Here is a 21,744-nt window from a genome sequence, read left to right as displayed (position 1 = left end):
GACGCTTATAAAGAAGCAGTTCATAGTCTATATTTAACAGCCTGTCCGCTGCATGACGATGCCAGGTTTTCTGGCGCCGCAGCAGCTCTTTTGTTTTTTCTCCCTCTCTTGCCAGGTGAGAAGCCGGTGTTCAATATGGCGGACGGTTTCATGAATGTAGAATTTCTGCCTGCGGGCTTCCTGATAAAAAGGCAGGCGCTGCTCAAAAGCGTGAAAGCCTTTGTAGTCTTTCTCCAATGCCTCCCAGCGGACCAGCCGCTGGCACGTCAATTCGTTCCATTTACATGACCATGAGCGATGAATCACCATAGCATCTCACCCTTCACGTGTTTATATCTGCCTTCATTGTAGAGAGAAAAGAAGAGAAGCTCAACCTATCTGGCTTTAGGAAAACCAAGAATCATCTCCCGGATAAATTTTGATGCAGCGATGGCCGTTTTTTCTGCGTGATCGTAAACCGGTGCCACTTCAACCAGATCAGCCCCTACGATGAAAGCCCCGGAGTGGCCGATTGAATGAATCGCCTGCAGAAGCTCTTTGGAGGAAATCCCCCCGGCCTCTGCGGTTCCTGTTCCAGGGGCGTACGCCGGATCCAGTACATCAATATCAATCGTGACATAGACCGGACGCTGATGCAGCTCCGGCAGAATACGCTGCAGCGGCTCATGCACTTCAAAAGGATGAAAATTCATGCCCGACGTCCGTGCATACAAAAACTCCTCTTTTTCCCCTGAACGAACGCCGAACGAAAATACATTCTCCGGCCCGATCCATTCACATGCTTTACGAATAGGCGTCGAATGGGAGAGAACCTCCCCTTCGTAGTCCGTACGCAGATCGGTATGGGCGTCGATATGAATGACAGCCAGATCCTCATATTTTCGGGCCATCGCTTTCATAATTGGCCAGCTGACCAGGTGCTCTCCGCCAATGCCGATCGGAAACTTGTTATCACGGAGAAATCCATCCATCGTTTCTTCGATTATATCCAGGCTTTTCTGCGGATTTCCAAACGGAAGCAGAAGATCTCCCGCGTCATGATAGCGGACGTCTTCCAAATGCTTATCCAAATAAGGGCTGTATTCTTCAAGCCCTACAGAAGCTTCGCGGATCCGGCCCGGGCCGAATCTTGAACCCGGGCGGAAGCTGACCGTCCAGTCCATCGGCATTCCAAATAACACGACGTCCGCATCGGTGTAGGAAGCACGGCTTCCAATAAATACTTTTCCGGAATAGGCTTCATCAAATGACATTATTTTTCTCCCTGCTTGTTTGGATTTTCGCCGTCCAGTACGAAGCGCGGCAGTGCGAAAGAAGCCTGGTGCAGCTCTCTTGTGTAATATTTCGTATCTATATCATGAAAGCGGTCCTCCGGAACAGACAGCGGATCATGTTTTTTCGACCCCATCGTAAACGTCCATAAACCGCTTGGATAGGTCGGGATGTTCGCTGTGTAGACGCGTGAAACCGGGAAGATACTGCTTACATCTCCGTACACGGTCTTCAAGAGATCATGCTGAAACCACGGATTGTCTGTCTGGGCAACGAGGATGCCGTCTTCTTTAAGCGCTCTGGAAATTCCTTCGTAAAATCCTTTTTCAAACAGCTTCACGGCAGGACCTACCGGTTCGGTTGAATCTACCATAATGATATCGTATGCCTGCTCGCTTTCTGCGATGTGCAGAAAACCATCGGCTGTTTTTACTTCCACCCGCGGATCGTCAAGCGACCCGGCAATAGTTGGCAGATATTGTTTTGAGTACTCAATTACTTTGCCGTCGATCTCTACAAGCGTTGCTTTTTCTACACTAGGATGCTTGAGAATCTCACGGATGGCTCCACCGTCTCCGCCGCCGACCACAAGGACATGCTTCGGGTCCGGGTGGGTAAACAACGGCACATGAACGATCATTTCATGATACACAAATTCGTCTCTTTCAGTCGTCATTACCATATCATCCAACAGAAGCATTCTGCCGAATTCTTTCGTCTGTACCATATCAAGCTGCTGAAATTCCGTTTTCTCAGAGTGGAGCGTTTTTTCTATATCAAAGGTAATACCAAAATGATTTGTCTGCTTTTCTGTAAACCAAAGTCCCATCGTTATCGTTTCTCCCTTATCTCTAAGCCTGTACCTGCAAAAAACATCCCCTGCCGCAGCCGTTCTTTTGCGGAGGTGGATGCATATGCGTGCGGCATTATTCGTTTTCTTGTGACGCTGTTAATCCGTCATGCAGTTCCTTCTCTGACGCATGCCACATGTCGTTATCAAAATCTTTTAGGAACTCGGCCAGCAGCTGTTTGGATTTATCATCCATTTTGTCTACAATAATGCGGCGCTTTAAGGACCGGTCCATGTTATTAACATGCTCGGGCAGGCTCTTATAGCCGCGGCGGATGTCTGTATCCACTGTCATTTCGCAGGCAGTAACACCTGCGTAATATGGACGGCCGTCTTTATGGTCGGTGGTCACCCATACGAGCCAGTAGAGTTTGCCGTTTGGAACTTCTTCTTTATTTTTCAAAAATTTAATACGCTTTTCCACTGCCGAACGGGCGTGAAGAGCTCCCATATCAATAAAGCTGGTCTCTTCTGCGGGATCAATAAACACAGGTGTAATATTATCCAGGCTTAACGTACCAACTCCGTACCCCCCGTGTCCGCTTGTGGAATCTCCGCTTAATATATTAAATCCGGAGCTCTTTTTTGGCGACTTCGGCTTATTATTTTTCTTTTTATAGTCTTCGAATAAATCCAACGCTATCCGCTCCTTTTTTCCCAAGTATTAGTGCGGCACTTGGTGATTTTTTATTTGTTCAATACATTTCCAGGCTTTCGCCGTGTCTTCACTCGTGTAATTCTGGCTTTTCTTTAAAGTGGAAACTTTTTCTTCCACCTGATCCGGAGGTAAGTGGTCAAAGTAGAGCATTGTTGATACCAGTTCCAGAAATTTAGAGGTGCATGTATTCAAATAATGAAGAATGTCCTCTGCTTCATTATACGGCCATTCCTGTGGAAATTTAGCTAAAAAGTCTTCCCCATGGTCTGTTACCCTATATCGGTACTGATAATACCCGGCTTTTTCTTCTTTGATCTCTGAAACCAGTCCAAGATCGCACAGTTCCTCCACCCGCAGCGTTAATTCCTCGGAATAAGGACCATACATGCGGAAGGTATATTTTTCGCTCAGCGGCAGGTTGGCTTTTTTGCTTATATAAACGATTTTCTGCAGTTTTTTCCGTCCAATGATTTCCTCGGCTCCATGAATAAGAGCCATCACTTTTGCATGATCAGGCAGCACGTAAAAAATCCCCCTTTTGTTCTTGTTCTATCATACAGTCTAAACCCGCTGATATGTAAGAGGATTTTATTCCTCTATTTCACCGGAAAAAGCCGTCTCTTCTTTGGATGATTTCAAAATAGAGCGTATTTCCTTTTTTTCCTCTTCAAATCCTTCGGTATACAGCCATTCTTCCGGATAATACAGTTTATGATCCGTCCGCTTTTTGCCGGAAATAGCCTCTACTACATCAGATTCCCGAGAGAGTTCCCGGAGCTTGTCATTGGGCATCAGCAGATGAATGGGAATACGCTCTTCTTCCTCGCCCGGACGGTAGAAATCATAAGGCAGGTCGGAGGAGGAATCCACCACCAAATAGTAGTCCGGGTCCATGTCGGCTTTTTTGAACAGCTCCAGAAGCTTGAGCCAGTCATTAATATGCACATGCTGGTCGAACTCCACGTATTTAAACAGCCGGCGGTTCATAAAACGCTGGCAGAGATCCCGCAGGATACCATCCTCTTCTTTCTGCCACATTTGGAAATAATACATCGTAACAGATTCATCCAGCTCCAGATACTGCTCTAATGAAAGTTTTCCGTTGAAAAATCCCGTGAAAGGTTCCGGCGGATACAAAAACGCATAGTCCGTTTCATACAGCACTTTCACACGCTGCAGAATTTTGCTTAATATGACTTCTGCACTTCTTGTTACCGGATGAAAATATACCTGCCAGTACATCTGGTAGCGGCTCATAATGTAGTCTTCCACTGCGTGCATACCCGAGTATTTAATCACAGCCTGGTCCTCGGTAGGCCTCATGACGCGGAGAATGCGTTCCATGTCGAAATGTCCGTAGCTGACGCCTGTATAAAATGCATCACGCTGCAGATAGTCCATCCGGTCGGCATCAATCTGGCTGGAAATTAAGCTTGTTACCAGTTTGTTGGAATAGGTTTTTTCAATCACTTCCGCTACCTTCTGCGGAAAATCACTGCCCATTCGTCTTAACACGGTGTTTATTTCTGTATCTCCCATTACAATTTCCCGGGTCCAATATTCGTGATCGGTCTGGAAAACTTTTTCAAAGGAATGGGAAAACGGGCCGTGCCCTACATCGTGAAGAAGCGCTGCGCTTAACGTAAGCAGACGTTCTTCGTCTTTCCAGAAAGGACGCCCCTCGAACACTTCCACAATACGCCTGGTGATTTCATATACGCCAAGTGAATGGTTAAAACGGGTATGTTCTGCCCCGTGGAAGGTCAAAAAGGTTGTTCCCAGCTGACGTACCCGGCGCAGACGCTGAAATTCCTTTGTTCCTATTAAGTCCCAGAGAAGCTCATCCCGAATATGAATATAGCGGTGGACCGGATCTTTAAAGACCTTTTCTTCCTTTAGTCGTCTGTTTCCTTCTGCCATCGTAAGGGACCGCCTCTTTTCTTTGCCATTTCGTCTCTTATTATTATACCAATCCAGCCGTCAAAACGATATTCCTGGATAGTGGGACCAGGCAGAGGGAATATTTTTTAATTATGATTGATATTTCCAATATTTTACCGAAAATATACATATAAAGCGTTGTATACTATATTAATTGCTTTTTAATAAACAACAATATATAGTTTATATGACTATAGGCCTATAAATTTACATATATTGTCTATAAATAATGTGTACGGAGGGACACCATGAGTCTTAAAAAAAGCTATTCCCAAACCATGCTTATTGTATACTGCGGCATGGGGCTGCTGATGGGAATTATGTTTCCTATTACTATTCACATGACAAACATTGCCCGAATCGATCAAATGGTATTATTCAGCGCCGCCTGCATTCTCGCCGGCTTTATCGTGGGATTTGTTAATTATTTAGTCTTCCGCTGGTTTATTACACGCTGTACCCTGCCTGTGCTGAAAACAATGGAGGAAATTGCACGCGGCAATCTGAATACGCGTATTGCCGTTACCAGCCAGGATGAAATCGGGCAGGTATTTCAGTCTATTAATCATACGATCGCCGAGTTAAAATCCTTTATTACCCAGGCTAATCACGACAGCTTGACCGGACTGCCAAACCGAAGATTTATGGAAAAAACCATTACCAGCATGCTCGAGGAATTTCCCCGGCATCCGCTGCATGTATTCTTCTTTGATTTAGATCAATTTAAGCTGATCAATGATACAAAAGGCCACCATACCGGCGACGAGCTGCTGCTGGCCATTTCTGAACGATGCCAGAATATGTTAAAAAATATGAAATCATGGCCCGTTTGAGCGGTGATGAATTTATCTTTGTTTCCAGAACAGGCGATCCATACTCTGCAAGGGAACGCCTGCTCGAAGAACTCAACCAGCCGTTTCCTTTAAAAGATGAGACTATTTCTATCCGGGTGAGCATCGGAATAAGCAGCTATCCCAGGGATGGCCGAACCATATCGGAACTTTTGAAAGCAGCCGATACAGGGATGTATAAAAATAAAAGAAAGCGCCATCCGGTTTTAACACCGGACAGCCCTCTTTCAGCTTTTTCGGAACATACGGCGGCCCATACTGCTGATGAGCAGCAGAAAACCGAGACTTAATAGAAATACAGACAGCATCATGTATACAAATTGGGTGGAGCCGTCCCCGATGCCGGTGCTTAATCCGTCCAGCACCAGCGGAGAGACGAACTGGCCGAGATACAGAAAACTCTGCACGATTGCCATGGCCTGTACCATCTGGCGGCCGGATGCAACGATGGAAACCCGGTCGAACAAAGTCGGCAGAATAGAGCCGAATCCAAATCCCAGTATAATCACGCCCGGAGCGATAGCCCCAAGAGACGGAGCGAATGCAATCAGCCCAAATCCCGTTCCCATTAAGCCGAGCATCACAGGCAGAAACAGATTTTTTAGCAAAGTCTGGGTTCTCCCAATAAGAAAACCGGCAGTAAATCCACCCAGCGTGCCCATCGCAATCACAAGACCGGCAACTTCCGCTGTGGCAATGTTATTTTCCTGCAGATAAATAGCCATGTTGGAGGGGATGGAGAAAAATACAACAAACAGCCCAAACATTAATCCGCCCAGCCCATATATCGAAGCAGGGATTGATGCAGGTTTGGACTGTTTGTCTTCTCTTTTTTCCTGATTTCGTTTTTCCGGCTTAACGTAAGGCAGAAACAGAATAACAAATAATAAAATAAGCAGAGCCAGGCCGTAGACGCCGAATGTATATCTCCAGCTTATCGCAGCGAGTGCTCCGGCAAGAATAGTAGAAATCATCCCCCCGAGGTTAATCGAAGAACCCACCCTGCCCATCATAGCCGTTCGTTCCGCTCCCTCGAAAAAATCAGAAACGAGGGAGGTCGAGAGCGGCATAATAAGACCTACGGATACCCCAAGAAGGGCTCTTGTAGCTAAAAGCCAGCCAATGCTGTCCGCAAAGCCTCCAGCCGTTCCGGCAATCAGGTAGAGAACCAAACCAACGATTAACAGCGTTTTTTTTGCATATTTTTTTGCCAGAAAGCTGGTGACAAACAAAAAAGGAATAATAAAAAAAGCATGGAGTGTTGTAATTAATTTGATCGTGGTCGCATTTGCTTCTGGAAAAGCTTCTGAAATCGAACCAAGAGCTGGAGCTACTGCAGCTCCAGCCATAACGGTAATGAGTGATATAGATAATATAGCAAGCTTTAGTCCCACTTTATCCCTGCTTCCTTAAACAAAACGACCGTCGGGCCATCTGTTTTTTACACATCTGCGGCTATATACTTCCGCCAGCTGCCTTCCTTTATCCATACTCCCAGGTCATCCGGCTGATTCCAGTAATAAATATAGGCCGTTACCCAGTCTCCTTCACTCGTGGCAACTTCTATTCTTTCACGTACATAGTCGCTGTTTTCTTTATCGTGTTCATTATACCCTTCCAGCTGATCCAACTGGGCCATAACATCCTTGTACCGGGAAGAATGAACATACATGAGCTCCCCGGCAATAGGAAGTTCTCCTTCTTTGAGCAGGCAGGGATATTGATTATGCGCTGCGGCATGAAGTTTTCCGGCTGTAACGGCGGGCACTTCTTTTTCTGTCCGGCCCTTTAAATACTTTTCATAGTTATGAAGACCGCTGCAAAGCGTCCCGTAAACGAAAACGGGAAGATGTTCCGTCATTGGTCTTCCCCCTTTATTTATGGTGCTGTTATCATAACAGGTTTTTCATCTTTTCTGCACCGGTCCGGCACCAGGTCTTTTTATTCCATACTAGAAAGGGACCTGTTATTATTTGTAACCACTACAATCATACTTGTATTTTTTTCAAAGTTCCAGTCTATAAACACGTTTTCTACCTTCCCATCAAATAAAGAAAGAAAAGGCTCTGATTCGTAAAAGCGCTTTTTTTCTACTTCTCTCTTGGCTTGTTTCAGTGTTTCCCCGAATCCCAGCCGGATTAATTCCATTTCTGCCTGCAGAAGGCATTCCTCCCGGTAAACCAGAAACGTCCGCTGATTGACCTTTTTGTAGGCCGTCCGCTGCGGCTTCACTTCTGTATGGGCAGCTACAAGCTCGAGCACATCTGCTTCCACGCCTTCCGGCTGTCTTTCTTTAAGCGCTTCAGCTGTAAAGCTCGTGCCTGCCATGAGTCCGGATCGATTAGGCAGTTCCCAGTCATAATAAATATCTTTCAGGTAAATTCCCGTTATTTTATGTATATAGGCCTGCAGCTCCGGCAGCACACGCTTCATGACGTTATCTCTAAGCTGATATACACTATGTTCGTTTTTTTCTTCCATAATGGTTTTCTCCAATGGAGAAAGGAAATTTCTTAAATAAATAGTTATATAAGGAGGTGCTACCGTTACATAAACGGCTTCCGGCCCTTTGCCAAACTGCTCCCGCAGCACCCTGCCCGTATAACTGGCTATCGTTTTTTCCTGTTCTTTTCTATTCATGATGACAGTCCTTTTCTTCGAATATAGTCCGCTGCCTTCCTTAAACAAAAAAAAGCCGAAAAGGAAGAATCTCCTTTTCGACTTATGCCTGGCTTATTTTCCAGTTCATTTCCGTCTTTGGTTAAAACAGCTGTATAACAGTATTTATTGTTGTATAGAATTAGAATAAGAGTACTATATAAACGTTAGCTTTTTATCTTCCGTTCTTCTAGATTTTACAAAAAATTACTCGATACTGCAACTTTTTTCTCCAGTATTACCTACTAGGAGAGGGGATAGCCGTTTTGCTCAATAACAGCCTCCGCTATTTTCCTTCTATAAACAATAGACTGGTCAGTCTCAGCGGCTTTATCAGCGGCCAGCTGCTTAACTTTTTGAAGCATGCTGTCGGATTCCAAAAAGTCGGCGGCCTCTTTCAGCATAGGCAGAATCCGGTCTACCGCTTCATTCATATAAACGACAGCCATTTTGATCATCAGTTCACCCGGTGACTGATCTTTCTGGACCCTGCTCCAGACGCTTTCCATCACATAAACGGTTTTGGCTGTCTCTGCCACACACTCCAGCAGTTCCTGTTCTTCTTCCGGTGTTTCAAATACGCCGGAAGTTTCCTGTACTAATTCTGCCAGCAGCTCCCGCAGTTTTTCCATATAGGATTTTTCTTTATCAAGTCCGTTTTTCTCATAGGACTCTGTTACTTTTTCAGCCGCCAGCTTTTCTGCCATTTCAAAGAGCATCGAAGCTACGACCACACGGTTAATTTCGTTTGTTCCTTCGAATATACGGTTAATGCGTGAATCACGATACAGCGTTTCTATTTCGTTTTTTCTCATATATCCCTGGCCGCCGTGCACCTGCACGCCGTGATCAACAATATCGCTTAATGCTTCAGAAGCGAAAATTTTATTGATCGAGCACTCAATGGCAAAATCTTTCAGTATATCGGCAAAGGGAATGCCTGCCTTCTCTGCCGCTTCTGTTCCTGCCTGGAGTACTCCTGCGGTGCGGTACACCATGCTTTCGGAAGCAAATGTCCAGACCGCCATCGCTGCCAGCTTTTTCTGGATCATCTTTTTTTCAGACAGTGGATGTCCGAACTGGCGGCGTTCCTGGGCATGTTCCGCGGCAAGCAGCAGGGCCCGTTTAGAAGCACCGACGCAGCTTGCTGCAATTTTCTGGCGGCCCAGATTTAAAATACTCAGGGCGATCCGCGCACCTTTGCCGATTTCTCCCACAATCGCTTCTTTTGGGACTTTTACATTATCGAGATACAGCGGGCAGGTGGAAGAACCGGTGATTCCCATCTTGTCCTCTTCTTTTCCAACCGTGAAGCCTTCTGTGTTCCGGTCTACGATAAAGGCGGTCGGCTTTTTACCGTCGATTTTGGCAAATATAATAAAATAGGAAGCGAAAGAAGAGTTGGTAATCCACTGTTTTTCTCCGGAGATCGTATAAACGGACTCGTCTTCCGATGCCTCTGCCGTCGTCTGGACAGCGGCAATATCCGTTCCGGCACCGGGCTCTGTCAGGCCGTAGGAGCCTATCATATCTCCGGCTGCAATTTTAGGAAGATAGGACGCTTTCTGCTTTTCCGTTCCATAGTAAACAATAGGAAGAGAGCCTATGCCTACCTGCGCACCATAGGATACAGAAAAAGAGCGTGCACCTCCCATTTCTTCTATAACAGCAGTGTAGGCTACCTTATCTATAGCGGTTCCCCCGTGCTCGGCAGGAATAAAAGCCCCCAGCAGCCCCATTGAGCCAAGATTTTTCATTAGTCCGTATACAGGGTCGAACTGCTGGTTTTCAATTTGAGGAAGAACAGGCCGCACTTCCTCCTCTACGAATCGGGCCGTTTTTGTTTTCCAGGCCCTTTGATCTTCTGACAGTTTTTCCGGGGTCATAATTTGTTCCCAGCTCAAGGTTTTATCAGCAAAAGCATTAATAGGCATCTGTGCTTTATGATCAGTAGTCATAATATTCCCTCCATATTGTTTTTCTGATGATGCCTTCATTATACTATTTATCAGAAAGCGTTTACAATTAAAGGGAATGAATAATCGTTCATTATTTTTTGAAAAGTTTTCCGAGCAGAACGGAATTTAAATACTGGAAGCTTGGCTTAAAACAGTGTTCGCACTTTACATAGCCCTGCTTTTCCAGATTTTTTAAATAAGATTCGTCGTATGTTCCTTCTCTCTCATCCATCGGTGTCTCCCGAAATCCGCACTCATCTTTGGCGAAAGCCGTCCGGTGAACGTTTTTTTTCGTGTGATCTACAATATACTTCATTTAATAGCTCCTTACCTGTGGGAATGGTCTCTTTTATAAATATTTTCCAATTTCTAAGCATTATTATTTTACTACATAAAATAAATAAAAGATAACATTCGAATATTATTTAATATTTTTTTAATATAAATGAGATATCTTTAATTCTTACCTCTTTCCTCTGTTATCCATTTACTTCCTATTTATTATTTGGTAAGCTCATTCTATTCTTTATAGAATAATCTGAATTTCCATTAAAAGGAGAGACACCATGACAAATCAAGCAGCCCCTTTTCGATATGACCATGTAGGAAGCCTTCTGCGCACAGAAGCGGTAAAAGAAGCCAGGGAGAAGCACCAGAACGGTTCCCTGTCGGCAGAAGAGCTTCATGCTGTAGAAGACAAAGAAATTAAGCGCATCGTGCAGAAGCAGAAAGAAATCGGCCTCAAAGCCGTCACGGACGGAGAGTTCCGCCGGGCCTGGTGGCACTTTGATTTTCTTGAACAGCTGGACGGTGTTGAAGGATATGAAACTAAAGAAGGTATCCAGTTTCAGGGAGTGAAAACGAAATCCCATGGCATTAAAGTAACGGGAAAGCTCGATTTCACCACCCATCCGATGCTTGATGATGTGAAATACCTGCAGAGCATTACAGGGGATACGATGGCTAAAATGACGATTCCAAGTCCCAACATGCTTCATTTCCGCTCCGAAGTAGATGAGGATGTGTACAGCACGAAAGAAGAGCTGATGAAAGATCTGGCAAAAGCTTATCAGAAAGCAATTCAGGCCTTTTATGACGCAGGCTGCCGCTACCTGCAGCTAGATGATACATCATGGGCCTACTTATGCTCAGAAGAGCAGATTAAAAACATGAAAGAAGCAGGCGTCGATCACCGGGAGCTTACGAAACTTTATGCCAAAGCTGTCAACGACGCGATTGCTAAACGCCCAGAAGACATGACGATTACGATGCATATCTGCCGGGGTAATTTCCGCTCCACCTGGGTGTCCTCCGGCGGCTATGAGCCGGTAGCCGACATCCTGTTTGGAGAAGTGATGGTAGACGGGTTCTTTCTTGAATACGACAGCGACCGGGCGGGAGGCTTTGAGCCGCTCCGCTACATCAACCGTGATGACGTCAAAATTGTATTAGGATTAATTACTTCGAAAAGCGGAGAGCTTGAAGAAGCCGAAAATATTAAAAAGCGCGTTGAAGAAGCAGCACAGTATGTAAATCACGATCAGCTCTGCCTCAGCCCTCAGTGCGGATTTGCTTCTACTGAAGAAGGCAATGTCCTTACGGAAGACGAGCAGTGGAAAAAGCTCGAGCACGTTGTCGCCATCGCCAGCGACATCTGGAAATAGTAGAAAGAGCCCCCGTTCCTAATGGAGCGGGGGTTTTCGATTACATTAGTTTTTTCAAAACAAATAAGGAAAACAGTCTATACTGTCTTCCCGTGATCTTCCAAACCATTCCATTCGCCTGCCTGAACAAGCAATTTAGTATAGGGGTGCCGGTTTTGGTTCCATGTCTCGTTTTTATAGAAGTCATCTACGATCCTGCCGTCTTTCATTACGAGAATCCGGTCTGCCAGCTGATGCAGCACGGCTAAATCATGGCTGATACAGATCACTCCCCGTTCCGGATCGGAGGTTTCATGCTGCAGCAGATGCAGGACAGCAGCCTGGGAGACGGTATCCAAATTGGACGTAGGCTCATCGAGAAGCAGAAAAGAAGGATTGATGCTGAGCGCTCTTGCGATATGAACCCTCTGCTGCTGGCCTCCGGACAATGCTTCCGGCCTGCGGTTCAGCATATCCGGTTCCAGGCCGACACGCGTCATCCATTCCTCCGCAAACTGACTATCATTCCCGTTTGTCAAGGCTCTGCCCCGCTCCGGTAAGTTATGAACCGGCTCCAGCAGCGTGTGTATTATATTTTTTACCGGGATAAAGCTGCGCACATCATGCTGCAGGACAGCCTGGGTCTGCCTGCGGAATCGCAGCTTTTCTTTCCTGCCGGCCGCAAGAATAGAAATATCCTTTAACGTTATCGATCCTTCATCTGCCGGGAGCAGCCCCAGCGCTAATTTTACGAGCGTACTTTTCCCGGATCCGCTTTCCCCCGCTACACCGATCGTTTCTCCCGGAAAAAGCCTGAAGCTGATCCCCCTTACTCCACTTTCTGTTTTCGGGTAATGATAGGAAACATCTTTCATTTCGAATAATGGGTTCACTGTATCCCCTCCCTTTTAACCGAAGAACGGAGCAGGGGTACTGCCCGGCAGAGACGGCGGGTTACTTCATGCTTTGGAGCTGTCAACACGCTGTCAGGTCTGCCGGCTTCTACGATTTGGCCCTCAGCCATAATCGAAACCGTGTCTGCGAATCGAAGCACTTCTCTTAAATCGTGGGAAATCATTAAAATCGCACAGCCTTTTTCTTTCTGCAGCGTTTGAAACAGCTCCATAATGTGAGCCGATGTTAACACATCAAGCGCAGAAGTAGGCTCATCTGCAATAATCAAATCAGGGCTCGTAAGCCAGGCAACAGCTAACGCCACTCTCTGCACCTGCCCTCCGCTCAATTCCGACGGATACTGCTTTAGTACCGACGCTGGAAGCAGTACGACGTCCAGCGCTTCCTCCATTTTTTCACGGCGTTCTTTCTTTTTCAGGCCGGGGCGCTGCACTTTCAAGATATCCTCCCACTGCTTATAAATAGAAAGAAGCGGAAAAAAAGAAGACCTGGCATCCTGAAAAACATACGCTATATGACGGCTCACTATATGCCGGCGCAGTTTTTCGGGAGAACGGACCAAATCCTCCCCCTGAAAGAGGACAGCGCCGGAAGAAATGTTCAAAGCAGAAGGAAGCAGATCCGGATATACGGACAAGGCTGTCAGGCTTTTGCCGGCTCCGCTCGGGCCCGCCACAGCGTGCCATTCTCCTTTATTAACCGATAGGGAAACCTGTTTAACCAGCTGATTGGAAGCTGATGCAACGGTCAATTTATCCATTTGCAGCACACTGTTTTTCCTCCTTTGCTTCTGTTTCCTCTTTTAAAAAACTATCCCGCCACTTATCACCGGCACTGTGAAATAACAGGGCTGTGCCTGCAATCGCAGCTCCTGGAATAAGCAGCAGACGTGGAGAGTCTGTAAAATAAGCTCTCGATTCATTAAGCATGGCACCCCACTCCGCAGAAGGCGGCTGGGCTCCCAGACCAATATAGGAAAGTGAAGCGATAAGAAGCATTACTTTTCCTACATCGGTCGTCGACATGACTAACACATGGCTCCGGATTGCGGGAAACACATGCGCTTTAATAATAGCAGCCGTTGAGCTTCCATTGATAATGGATAAAAGAACAGCCTGTCCCTGTGTAACTTCCCTGGTAATGCCTCTTACGAGATAGCTGTATTGAATCCATTTTACAAGTACCACAGCAATCACTACATTAAAAAGTCCGGGTCCGAGAACGGCACTTAGCAGCAGGGCCAGCAGAAAGTCCGGAAAAGCCAGAAACGAATCCCCAATGCGGGTGAACAACCGGTCGATCCAGCCGCCTTTCATTCCGGCGAGAATCCCGGCGGGCACACCCAACAGCACACTTAATACAATAGCAAGAAGACTGAAGCCAATAGTGTAGGAAGCACCCTCGAGCATCCGGGCCAGCACATCACGGCCAAGCTGGTCAGTGCCAAGCCAATGCGCAGCAGACGGGCCCTGCAGCCGCTCCGGCACAGATACGGCGGAACTGCTGACAGGCCAAAACCAGGAAAGAACTAAAATAAAGAAAGCAAAAAGAAACAATAACAGGTACAGCCGGGAAGAAAGAGTTCGTTTCATTCAAACACTCTCCCTTCTGTTCCACGGTTCGGTGCGATCCAACGCAGCAGCAGGTCGTTACTTAACTGAATGAGAGAAACCGCCGCTGCCATCAGGACCGTATAGCCTTGAATCACCGGAATGTCACGCCTCGTAATAGAATCAACAATTAATGAACCGGCTCCCGGATAACCAAAGACAACTTCGATCACCACGGTGCCTCCGATTAAGCTGCTGATGCTCACTCCGAGTACGGAAATCACCGGAACAAGAGCAGCCCGGAACGTATACTTCCAGCGCAGCTTCTGTTCTGAAATACCACGTGCAGATACCGCGCGAAGAGAAGGTTCTTCCAAAGCTTCAAGAAAGCTCGAACGAATCAGCCGGATATAAAAAGAAGCCATTCCGATTCCAAGTGTCAGTGAAGGCAGCAGCAGATGCCACCACGTCCCTGCTCCAATTGCTGGAAGCCACCCCAGCTGTACTGCAAACAGCTGGATCAATACCAGACCGATCAAAAAGCTGGGGACCGAAGCCCCCGTCACGGCCAGCAGCCTGCCTGATTTATCGATCCAGGAGCCGCGGTGAAGAGCCGCTGCTGCTCCTATTGGGACCGCGATCACTGCCGCAGTCAGGAAAGCTCCTGCACTAATATAAATCGTAGCGGGCAGTGCCCTCATAATCATCATAAAAGCAGGCTCCTGCGTTACATAGGATGTTCCCCAGTCGAGCAGAAGAAAACTACCGAGCCAGGCGGTGTACTGTTCAAAAATGGAGTCGTTCATTCCCAGTTCCTGCCTCACCTCATTAAGCTGCTGCTGGGTGACTGCAACGTCTTCTGCGCGGAGAATAGTAGAAGCCGGATCTCCCGGCGCCAGATTAATCAGCAGAAAGCTGATAGTTGAAAAGATCCATAGAAAAAGCAAAAAGCTGACGGCGTGCCTGCCGATTATTTTCATTCTTCCACCCCGACCTCATTTGTCAGCATATAATACTCACTCGGGCTTGTTTGCCATCCTGTTATGTTTTCCTGCATGGCAACACTGTTGGACGGATGAACAATAAAGGAATGATAGTGTTTGTCCAGAATGAGCTCTGTCGCTTCCACGGCATAGCTGTCTCTTATTTCCGGATCCGACTCTGCGTTAAATGAGTCGATGATTTCCGAGAGCTCCGGGTCTTCCAGTCCCCCGAAGTTAAGCCCGCCGTCAGGGGTAAAGGCTGTATTTAAAAAGTAGCCGGCGTCACCCCTCGGTGCGGTTACATAGCTGTAGATCGTCAGGTCCCAGGAATCGTTTGAAAGGAGATAATCATCAATCTGCTCATTTAATTGTATATCAATCGTTATGCCGGCCTGTTCCGCCCGGTCCTGCAGAATCTGCGCCGCTATCGGAAGTTCAGGTCTTGCGGAATACGTAACTAATGAAAATTCGAGTGCTTCTCCATCTTTTACCGCTCTGCCATCTTCAAAAGTGTATCCTGCCTCTTCCAATAAAGCTGAGGCTTCTTCGATACTGTTTTCATTGTTCTCTTTATTTGCTGCAAAGGAAAAATCTTCGAGAAATGGTCCAAACGCTTCTTCTGCCTCTCCGTTCATTGCTTCTACAACCGCTTCCCGGTCGATCAGAATATCAAGCGCTTCTCTAACATTGTCATCCTGAAGAGCAGGATTGTCCATCTGATAGAGCAGCTGGTGTGTCCGGAGGCTTGATACAGTATCCACCTGAAACTCCTCCGCTGCAGCTTCCATTTCTTCTACAGGCGGCCTGTACACAATGTCAGCGTCTCCGGAACGAAGGGCGGCCATCCGCGAATTCGCATCCTCATTGAATAGAACTGTTGCTTCCTCGACCTGAGCCGCTCCATCCCAATACTCCTCGTAACGAGTTAATTCGAGATCCTGATTGGCCCGGAATGATGCTACTTCAAAAGGTCCGGTGCCTATAACGTCTTCTTCCTCTTTAAACACAGCCGTATTCGGATGGACAAGCTCTGATGGCAGAAAATGATTTATTTCTTCTGTTGTAATGATAAGCTCCTGTCCTTCTGCTTCCATAGAAGAAATACCGAGCGCTTCCCGCATAGCAGGACTCTGTTCTATGGTCTCTTGCAGAGAAGCCTGCACGGCTTCTGCATCCAGATCTGTACCATCCTGAAAAGTAATATCTTCTTTTATTTGAAACGTCCATGTATTATTTCCGGTGTTTTCCCATGATTCTGCAAGCCATGGCTCAATGCCCTCTTCTCCAGTATAAGCAAGCGTTTCCGCTATTCCCATCCGCACGGACGTATAGTTGGCATCAACAGACGGGTTGAGAACTTCCGTAGGGTAATGGAATGCAAAGGTAATAGATGAATCGGCATCCTGTTCCTCCGCTCCTGGAGCCTGGCAGGCAGAAAGCATAAGACTTGAAGCAGCTAAATAAAACGGCCATTTTTCCACTGTGCTTTCTCCTCTCCAGCTATCTATGTATATAATGCATTTTATCATGTACAACCCATTAATTAAATCGTAACCATTATTATTCGTCAAGCAGGAACATTTTTCATACAAAAAAGTCTTCCCATGGCTTAACAGGAAGACTTTCGCTGTTGTTATCCGATTACTTCTACAGGGCCGTGATCGTCCACATGGTCGTTGTGCTTATGGTGAAGCCTGCCATCAACCAGGTAATCATAATGGTCGCCATGCGGAATTAATTCATGTCCGCAGTCTTCATTATGATCACACGGTGATTCAACCTGTACACACTCCGCCGGGTTTTCTTCTGTTACTTCTATTTTGCACTCATCCCAATGATCTTCATGTCCATGATGAAGGTGGCTGCCGTGTAGATAGTCTACGTGGCCGTTGTGCTTTATTTTCGTATGTCCGCAGGCAAGGCTGTGTTTGTGGAAATGATTGTCATGCGTATGATGTTCCATAAATATTCCTCCCTTTTTTTACTATCATAGCATTTTTTTATCTGAAAATTCCCTATTCAAAGTGGTTACGATTTGTTCCTTTATACACAGTTACACACAATTTCACACAAGTACCATTTTTTCACACATTGTTACATTCTCATAACATATGTATCAGACCTATTGTTTAAGACTTAAGTCCCCTTTATACTCAGAATATACAAAAAAAATACTCTGGAGGTGAACATTGCGTTAAAAAGCTGAGTTTTGCATGAGCGTACATAAGAAGTTCTTACTAACACCTATCATGATGCAGCGTAACGCAAGATATAATGAAGAAAATAGCCATATCAACAATGCTCGCTGCAATTCTCCTTTTCACCCCGACTATGGCTGACGCCGCTCTCGGAGACCAGACCCTTCGACAGGGAATGAGGCATTCCGACGTGTCCGAACTGCAGAGATGGCTCAGCTCTAAAGGATTTCAGGCCGGCGCAGCCGATGGAATATTCGGTGCCCAAACGGGTAACGCTTTGAAATCCTATCAGAGGAGTGCGGGTCTTGGAGCCGACGGCATTGCCGGGCCGCAGACGTTCAGCAAAATGAAAGTTTCTGCTTCCGGCTCGTCTTCGTCCAATGTCACGAAAGCTCCTGCCGCTTCTGCCGGCAGCAGCACTTTATCCAGAGTACTCCGTCAGGGAAGCCGCGGAAATGACGTAAAAACTCTGCAGCAGTCGTTAAACAGTAAAGGCTTTAACAGCGGCACGGCAGATGGGGTGTTTGGAGCTCGTACGACAAGCGCGGTCCGTTCGTTTCAATCAGCTGCTAAACTTTCTGTTGACGGCGTTGCCGGCGCAAGAACGTTCAACGCCCTTAAAGGCAACATAAGAGCCTCTTCTTCCGGAAATGGCACCCAGGTTTCCGGCACTACCGCTCCAGCTCCCGCGTCCAGTGGATTTATTGTCCCTGCCAGCGGCAGAATCAGTTCCGAATTCGGCTCACGAAACGGCTCTTCTCATCACGGCATCGACGTAGCCCAGGGAAACCGTTCAAATGTAAGTATTGCAGCTTCTGCTTCCGGCACGGTTACATCTGCAAGATTCATGACAGGCTATGGCAACACGGTGATTGTCTCCCATACAATCGGCGGCAGACACTTTAATACGCTGTATGCCCACTTGAAATCTTTTAATGTTTCTGCCGGTCAAAGTGTCAGACAAGGACAGACTATTGGAATTATGGGAAGCACCGGCCGTTCTTCCGGACCTCACCTTCATTTTGAAATTCACGAAGGCAGCTGGAACGTCAGTAAATCAAACGTTGTTAACCCTAGAAAATATATTTCTTTTTAAATACAGTAAAAAGCCATCCGGCGGGGATGGCTTTTTTTATGAATACATTTCTGCGCTTCTATTGTAAGCTGAAGCTTCGACTTTAAAGCCCGCATCTTTAATAAAAGCAATGTCCTTTTCCCATTCCTGGCCTTTTGTCGTCAAATAATCACCGAGAAACACAGAATTAGCCGCATATAAAGCCATAGGCTGCAGCGACCTCAGCTTCTCTTCACGTCCGCCGGCAATACGGATTTCTTTTGTAGGAAGGATAAACCGTGCGAGAGCCGCTATCTGCAGACAGCGAAGAGGAGTCAGCAGATCCCTGCCTTCAAAAGCTGTTCCATCAATAGCATGCAAAAAGTTAATCGGGACAGAATCAGCATCAATGTCTCTTAAGGAAAAGAGCATATCCACTATATCTTCTTCTGTTTCCCCCATTCCTGCGATAATACCAGAGCACGGAGAGATACCGGCCTGCTTTACTGCATGAATCGTATCTGTACGATTTTTAAATGTGTGAGTGGTTACTACACTTTCATGAAAACGGCTGGATGTATTTATGTTGTGGTTGTACCGGTCCACGCCTGATGCGTGGAGCGCTTCGGCCTGATCTGTTTCCAAAAGCCCGAGACAGGCGCAAAGCTTCAGGCCGGTAGTCGCTTTAATTTCCTTGACTGCTTCCATAACTACATCCAGTTCTTTTTTGGCAGGGCCCCTGCCGCTGGCCACAATACAGTATGTTCCGGCTCCTCTGGCGTCTGCCTCTCTGGCACCTTCTACGATTTCTTCTTTAGATAGTATTTTGTACTTAGGAATAACTGCTGCTGAGTCTTTTGATTGAGAACAGTAGCCGCAGTTCTCCGGACAGAGCCCGGATTTGATATTAATTAAAGAGTTGAGCTTTACTTCATTTTTGTAGTAATAATACCGAATTTGATATGCGGCATTCAGCTGTCCCAGTATTTCTGTTTCGTCTTCCTGTAAAAAGGCTAGTGCCTCTTCTCTTGTCAGCTGGTCGTGACCCGTTATAATGCACTCTGCCCGGCTCATCCAGGACATTTCCACTAAGCGACACCTCCTTTTGTAGAAGGCATCCGCTTTTTCGCATACATCGCATGATAGACCCGGAGACTGAACCAGGCGGCGAGAAAGGCCAGCACAATATCTTTAGGCAGTGGTACCATCATCCAGGCCCAGGCCATCCAATAAGAAAATGCGTCCGGGGCAGCAAACCAAAGCATGTAAGCCATATACATCCAGTTGGTGCCAATAATATAATTAACCGCTGTGCCCAATAGAGCAGCCGCGGCCAGCCGTTTGAATGTCCGGTTATGCTCGGTCAGCCTCCCGACTATGTACGCTGTAGCAATATAAGATAGGATAAATCCAAATGTAGGCGAGAAAATGGTACCAATGCCGCCGGACCACTGCGCGAATACAGGCATTCCTGCGAGCCCAATCAGTACATAGATGACGATGGCAAGCGCCCCGTATTTTTTCCCTAAAAACAAGCCCGCAGCCACACTCACTGCTGTCTGAAGGGTGATTGGCACTCCGCCAATGACTAAAAATGGAACCATCGACGTAATATTGGCTCCTATCATCATAATCGCTGCAAAAAAAGAAGCTAAAATCATTCCATGTAGATGTGAACGAACAATCATTTTCTTTCCTCCCTCTTCAATATGTTTTAGTATATACAAAATGAACATGTATTGTAAACCTATTATTTAATAAGGTTAACAATAAAGACAAAAAAGCACAGCCGCATAAAACGGCTGTGCTTTTGACATATTAAGATTCCGGAATACCTGCAGTCTTTCCTTCTTTTGCTTTTTCTCCTCTGTCTATTACATAGGCACATGTAGCGTCACCTGTAATATTCAAAGCTGTACGAAGCATATCAAGAAGTCTATCCACACCAAGGATCAAGGCAATACCTTCGACCGGAAGACCTACCTGCTGCAGAACCAGCGAGAGCATGATCAGGCCAACACCAGGTACACCGGCGGTTCCAATACTGGCAAGCGTAGCCGTAATAACGACCATCACGAGCTGGGATACACCTAATTCCACACCGTATACCTGAGCAATAAATACAGTAGCTACAGCCTGCATAATCGCTGTACCGTCCATGTTAATGGTGGCACCAAGCGGCTGAACAAAGCTGCTGACTGATTTACTGACTCCGAGCCTCTCCTGTGCCGTTCTCATGGAGATAGGGAGAGCACCGCTTGAACTTGATAAACTGAATGCAACGGTCATAGCCGGGAAAAAGTTCTTAAAGAACGTAAGCGGATTTGTCTTTCCAAGCCACCAAATAGCTATGCTGTACGTAATGCCTGCATGAATGATCAATGCACCAATAACAGTAATCATATACATACCCATCGATTGAAGCCCGTCAATTCCCGCATCGCCAAGAGCAGACGCAATAAGCGCAAATGCACCAAACGGCGCTGTGAACATAACAATGTTTACGAGAAACATCATCACGTCGTTACCCTGCTCGAGCAGCTTTTGAATGCCTTCTGTCTTCTCACCCAGTCTTGCCAGAGCGATACCAAGGAATAGCGCAACGGCAATGATCTGAAGCATTTCTGCGTTAGCCATCGCTTCTACCGGATTACTAGGAATGATATTCAAGAGCGTATCCATAATCGGAGGAGCTGCTTCGGCTTCGTATGAAGCAGACGCTGTATCGAATACTCCTGCCTGTCCCGGCTGAATGAGATAAGCCAATGCCAGGCCGATCAAAAGAGCAATAACAGTCGTTGTAATATAAAACGTAATCGTTTTTGTACCAATTCTTCCCAACTGAACCGGGTCTTTCAGACTCGCCGTTCCTAATGCGATGGAAATAAATACAATCGGCACAACAAGCATCGTGATCAGGTTAAGGAAAATCTGTCCGACCGGGGTCAAAATATAAGTATCAATAATACTAAACACGTTATCCGGAACGTAGTTCAGGGCAAGACCTACGATGAGTCCGAGAACGAGGGCAATCATTATGTTTCTTGTTAAATTCTGCATGGGTTCATGCAACCTCCTTTTATAATATAGTATGTTAATATAATGAAAATAAAATATCTACCCTTTTTCTTCTCCAGCGTACACGACAATTCCTTCATATTAAATAGAGCTTTTGAAAAAAAGAATAATATAGATGTATTATATACTGTTTGG

22 protein-coding genes and 1 pseudogene are annotated in these 21,744 nt (G+C 46.3%); 3 read left to right on the top strand and 20 right to left on the bottom strand.

Translation table 11 applies throughout. From position 1 onward, the window contains the following. Nucleotides 1-33: 33 nt before the first annotated feature. The 6 genes from MMY81_RS28685 to MMY81_RS28660 form a co-directional block, all read right to left on the bottom strand. Nucleotides 34-309: a hypothetical protein gene (locus tag MMY81_RS28685; protein WP_252315495.1), complete on the bottom strand. Its 276-nt coding sequence runs from the start codon at nucleotides 307-309 to the stop codon at nucleotides 34-36. 65 nt (nucleotides 310-374) lie between these two features. After that, nucleotides 375-1,253, bottom strand: coding sequence for an agmatinase (gene speB / locus MMY81_RS28680; RefSeq protein WP_252315494.1), 879 nt, complete (start codon nucleotides 1,251-1,253; stop codon nucleotides 375-377). After that, nucleotides 1,253-2,101, bottom strand: a complete 849-nt coding sequence (gene speE, locus MMY81_RS28675; protein WP_252315493.1) for a polyamine aminopropyltransferase — start codon at nucleotides 2,099-2,101, stop codon at nucleotides 1,253-1,255. Before speE ends, speB begins: the two co-directional genes overlap by 1 nt. 97 nt (nucleotides 2,102-2,198) lie before the next feature. Beyond that, nucleotides 2,199-2,759: a YwhD family protein gene (locus tag MMY81_RS28670; RefSeq protein ID WP_120191334.1), complete on the bottom strand. Its 561-nt coding sequence runs from the start codon at nucleotides 2,757-2,759 to the stop codon at nucleotides 2,199-2,201. A 27-nt stretch (nucleotides 2,760-2,786) separates the two neighbouring features. Continuing rightward, nucleotides 2,787-3,302 (bottom strand): YwgA family protein, encoded by a 516-nt coding sequence (locus MMY81_RS28665; RefSeq protein WP_252315492.1) that lies wholly within the window; start codon nucleotides 3,300-3,302, stop codon nucleotides 2,787-2,789. Nucleotides 3,303-3,368: 66 nt separating this feature from the next. After that, nucleotides 3,369-4,700 carry an HD domain-containing protein gene (locus MMY81_RS28660; RefSeq protein ID WP_252315491.1) on the bottom strand — a complete coding sequence of 444 codons (1,332 nt, stop codon included), beginning with the start codon at nucleotides 4,698-4,700 and terminating at the stop codon, nucleotides 3,369-3,371. A 269-nt stretch (nucleotides 4,701-4,969) separates the two neighbouring features. Here MMY81_RS28660 and MMY81_RS28655 point away from each other — a divergent pair. Beyond that, nucleotides 4,970-5,862: pseudogene (locus tag MMY81_RS28655) on the top strand (GGDEF domain-containing protein). Here the strand turns inward: MMY81_RS28655 and MMY81_RS28650 are convergent. The 5 genes from MMY81_RS28650 to MMY81_RS28630 all read right to left on the bottom strand — a co-directional run bounded on the left by MMY81_RS28650 (nucleotide 5,800) and on the right by MMY81_RS28630 (nucleotide 10,504). After that, the gene (locus MMY81_RS28650) at nucleotides 5,800-6,966 is read right to left on the bottom strand and encodes an MFS transporter (RefSeq protein WP_252315489.1); all 1,167 of its coding nucleotides are present in this window, start codon (nucleotides 6,964-6,966) and stop codon (nucleotides 5,800-5,802) included. The pseudogene MMY81_RS28655 and the gene MMY81_RS28650 sit on opposite strands and share 63 nt — an antisense overlap. Nucleotides 6,967-7,013: 47 nt before the next feature. Further along, nucleotides 7,014-7,433, bottom strand: coding sequence for a gamma-glutamylcyclotransferase family protein (locus tag MMY81_RS28645; protein ID WP_252315488.1), 420 nt, complete (start codon nucleotides 7,431-7,433; stop codon nucleotides 7,014-7,016). Between the two features lie 80 nt (nucleotides 7,434-7,513). Continuing rightward, nucleotides 7,514-8,212: a Na-translocating system protein MpsC family protein gene (locus MMY81_RS28640; protein ID WP_252315487.1), complete on the bottom strand. Its 699-nt coding sequence runs from the start codon at nucleotides 8,210-8,212 to the stop codon at nucleotides 7,514-7,516. Nucleotides 8,213-8,475: 263 nt separating this feature from the next. Further along, complete coding sequence (locus tag MMY81_RS28635; RefSeq protein ID WP_252315486.1) at nucleotides 8,476-10,188, bottom strand: acyl-CoA dehydrogenase family protein; 1,713 nt, start codon at nucleotides 10,186-10,188, stop codon at nucleotides 8,476-8,478. 91 nt (nucleotides 10,189-10,279) lie between these two features. Next, nucleotides 10,280-10,504, bottom strand: a complete 225-nt coding sequence (locus MMY81_RS28630; RefSeq protein ID WP_120191326.1) for a hypothetical protein — start codon at nucleotides 10,502-10,504, stop codon at nucleotides 10,280-10,282. Between the two features lie 250 nt (nucleotides 10,505-10,754). Between MMY81_RS28630 and MMY81_RS28625 the strand changes: the two genes are divergently transcribed. Beyond that, nucleotides 10,755-11,852 (top strand): 5-methyltetrahydropteroyltriglutamate--homocysteine S-methyltransferase, encoded by a 1,098-nt coding sequence (locus tag MMY81_RS28625; protein ID WP_252315485.1) that lies wholly within the window; start codon nucleotides 10,755-10,757, stop codon nucleotides 11,850-11,852. A gap of 77 nt (nucleotides 11,853-11,929) precedes the next feature. On the opposite strand, the gene MMY81_RS28620 is transcribed toward MMY81_RS28625, so the two are convergent. The 6 genes from MMY81_RS28620 to MMY81_RS28595 all read right to left on the bottom strand — a co-directional run bounded on the left by MMY81_RS28620 (nucleotide 11,930) and on the right by MMY81_RS28595 (nucleotide 17,242). Next, nucleotides 11,930-12,724 carry an ABC transporter ATP-binding protein gene (locus MMY81_RS28620; RefSeq protein ID WP_252315484.1) on the bottom strand — a complete coding sequence of 265 codons (795 nt, stop codon included), beginning with the start codon at nucleotides 12,722-12,724 and terminating at the stop codon, nucleotides 11,930-11,932. Next, nucleotides 12,721-13,506 (bottom strand): ATP-binding cassette domain-containing protein, encoded by a 786-nt coding sequence (locus MMY81_RS28615; RefSeq protein WP_252315507.1) that lies wholly within the window; start codon nucleotides 13,504-13,506, stop codon nucleotides 12,721-12,723. The genes MMY81_RS28620 and MMY81_RS28615 overlap by 4 nt, the downstream gene beginning before the upstream one ends. After that, a complete protein-coding gene (locus MMY81_RS28610; protein ID WP_252315483.1) occupies nucleotides 13,499-14,338 on the bottom strand; it encodes an ABC transporter permease in 840 nt (279 codons plus the stop codon). Before MMY81_RS28610 ends, MMY81_RS28615 begins: the two co-directional genes overlap by 8 nt. Continuing rightward, entirely contained in the window at nucleotides 14,335-15,276 is a 942-nt protein-coding gene (gene nikB, locus MMY81_RS28605) for a nickel ABC transporter permease (protein WP_252315482.1), read from the bottom strand. The genes MMY81_RS28610 and nikB overlap by 4 nt, the downstream gene beginning before the upstream one ends. Beyond that, entirely contained in the window at nucleotides 15,273-16,760 is a 1,488-nt protein-coding gene (gene nikA, locus MMY81_RS28600; RefSeq protein ID WP_252315481.1) for a nickel ABC transporter substrate-binding protein, read from the bottom strand. The genes nikB and nikA overlap by 4 nt, the downstream gene beginning before the upstream one ends. Nucleotides 16,761-16,912: 152 nt before the next feature. After that, nucleotides 16,913-17,242 carry a hypothetical protein gene (locus MMY81_RS28595; RefSeq protein WP_252315480.1) on the bottom strand — a complete coding sequence of 110 codons (330 nt, stop codon included), beginning with the start codon at nucleotides 17,240-17,242 and terminating at the stop codon, nucleotides 16,913-16,915. 311 nt (nucleotides 17,243-17,553) lie between these two features. On the opposite strand from MMY81_RS28595, the gene MMY81_RS28590 reads away from it, so the two are divergent. Then, nucleotides 17,554-18,573 (top strand): peptidoglycan-binding protein, encoded by a 1,020-nt coding sequence (locus MMY81_RS28590; RefSeq protein ID WP_252315479.1) that lies wholly within the window; start codon nucleotides 17,554-17,556, stop codon nucleotides 18,571-18,573. A 36-nt stretch (nucleotides 18,574-18,609) separates the two neighbouring features. Here the strand turns inward: MMY81_RS28590 and bioB are convergent, their stop codons facing one another. From bioB to MMY81_RS28575, 3 genes are all read right to left on the bottom strand, one after another. Continuing rightward, nucleotides 18,610-19,614, bottom strand: coding sequence for a biotin synthase BioB (gene bioB / locus MMY81_RS28585; RefSeq protein WP_252315506.1), 1,005 nt, complete (start codon nucleotides 19,612-19,614; stop codon nucleotides 18,610-18,612). Nucleotides 19,615-19,619: 5 nt separating this feature from the next. After that, nucleotides 19,620-20,219 (bottom strand): biotin transporter BioY, encoded by a 600-nt coding sequence (locus MMY81_RS28580; protein ID WP_252315478.1) that lies wholly within the window; start codon nucleotides 20,217-20,219, stop codon nucleotides 19,620-19,622. A 130-nt stretch (nucleotides 20,220-20,349) separates the two neighbouring features. Next, nucleotides 20,350-21,591 carry a dicarboxylate/amino acid:cation symporter gene (locus MMY81_RS28575; RefSeq protein WP_252315477.1) on the bottom strand — a complete coding sequence of 414 codons (1,242 nt, stop codon included), beginning with the start codon at nucleotides 21,589-21,591 and terminating at the stop codon, nucleotides 20,350-20,352. Nucleotides 21,592-21,744 lie beyond the last annotated feature (153 nt).

This window comes from Sinobaca sp. H24, assembly GCF_023845525.1.
Note: the sequence above shows the minus strand (reverse complement) of the source record. Positions and strands in the feature narration are given on the sequence as shown.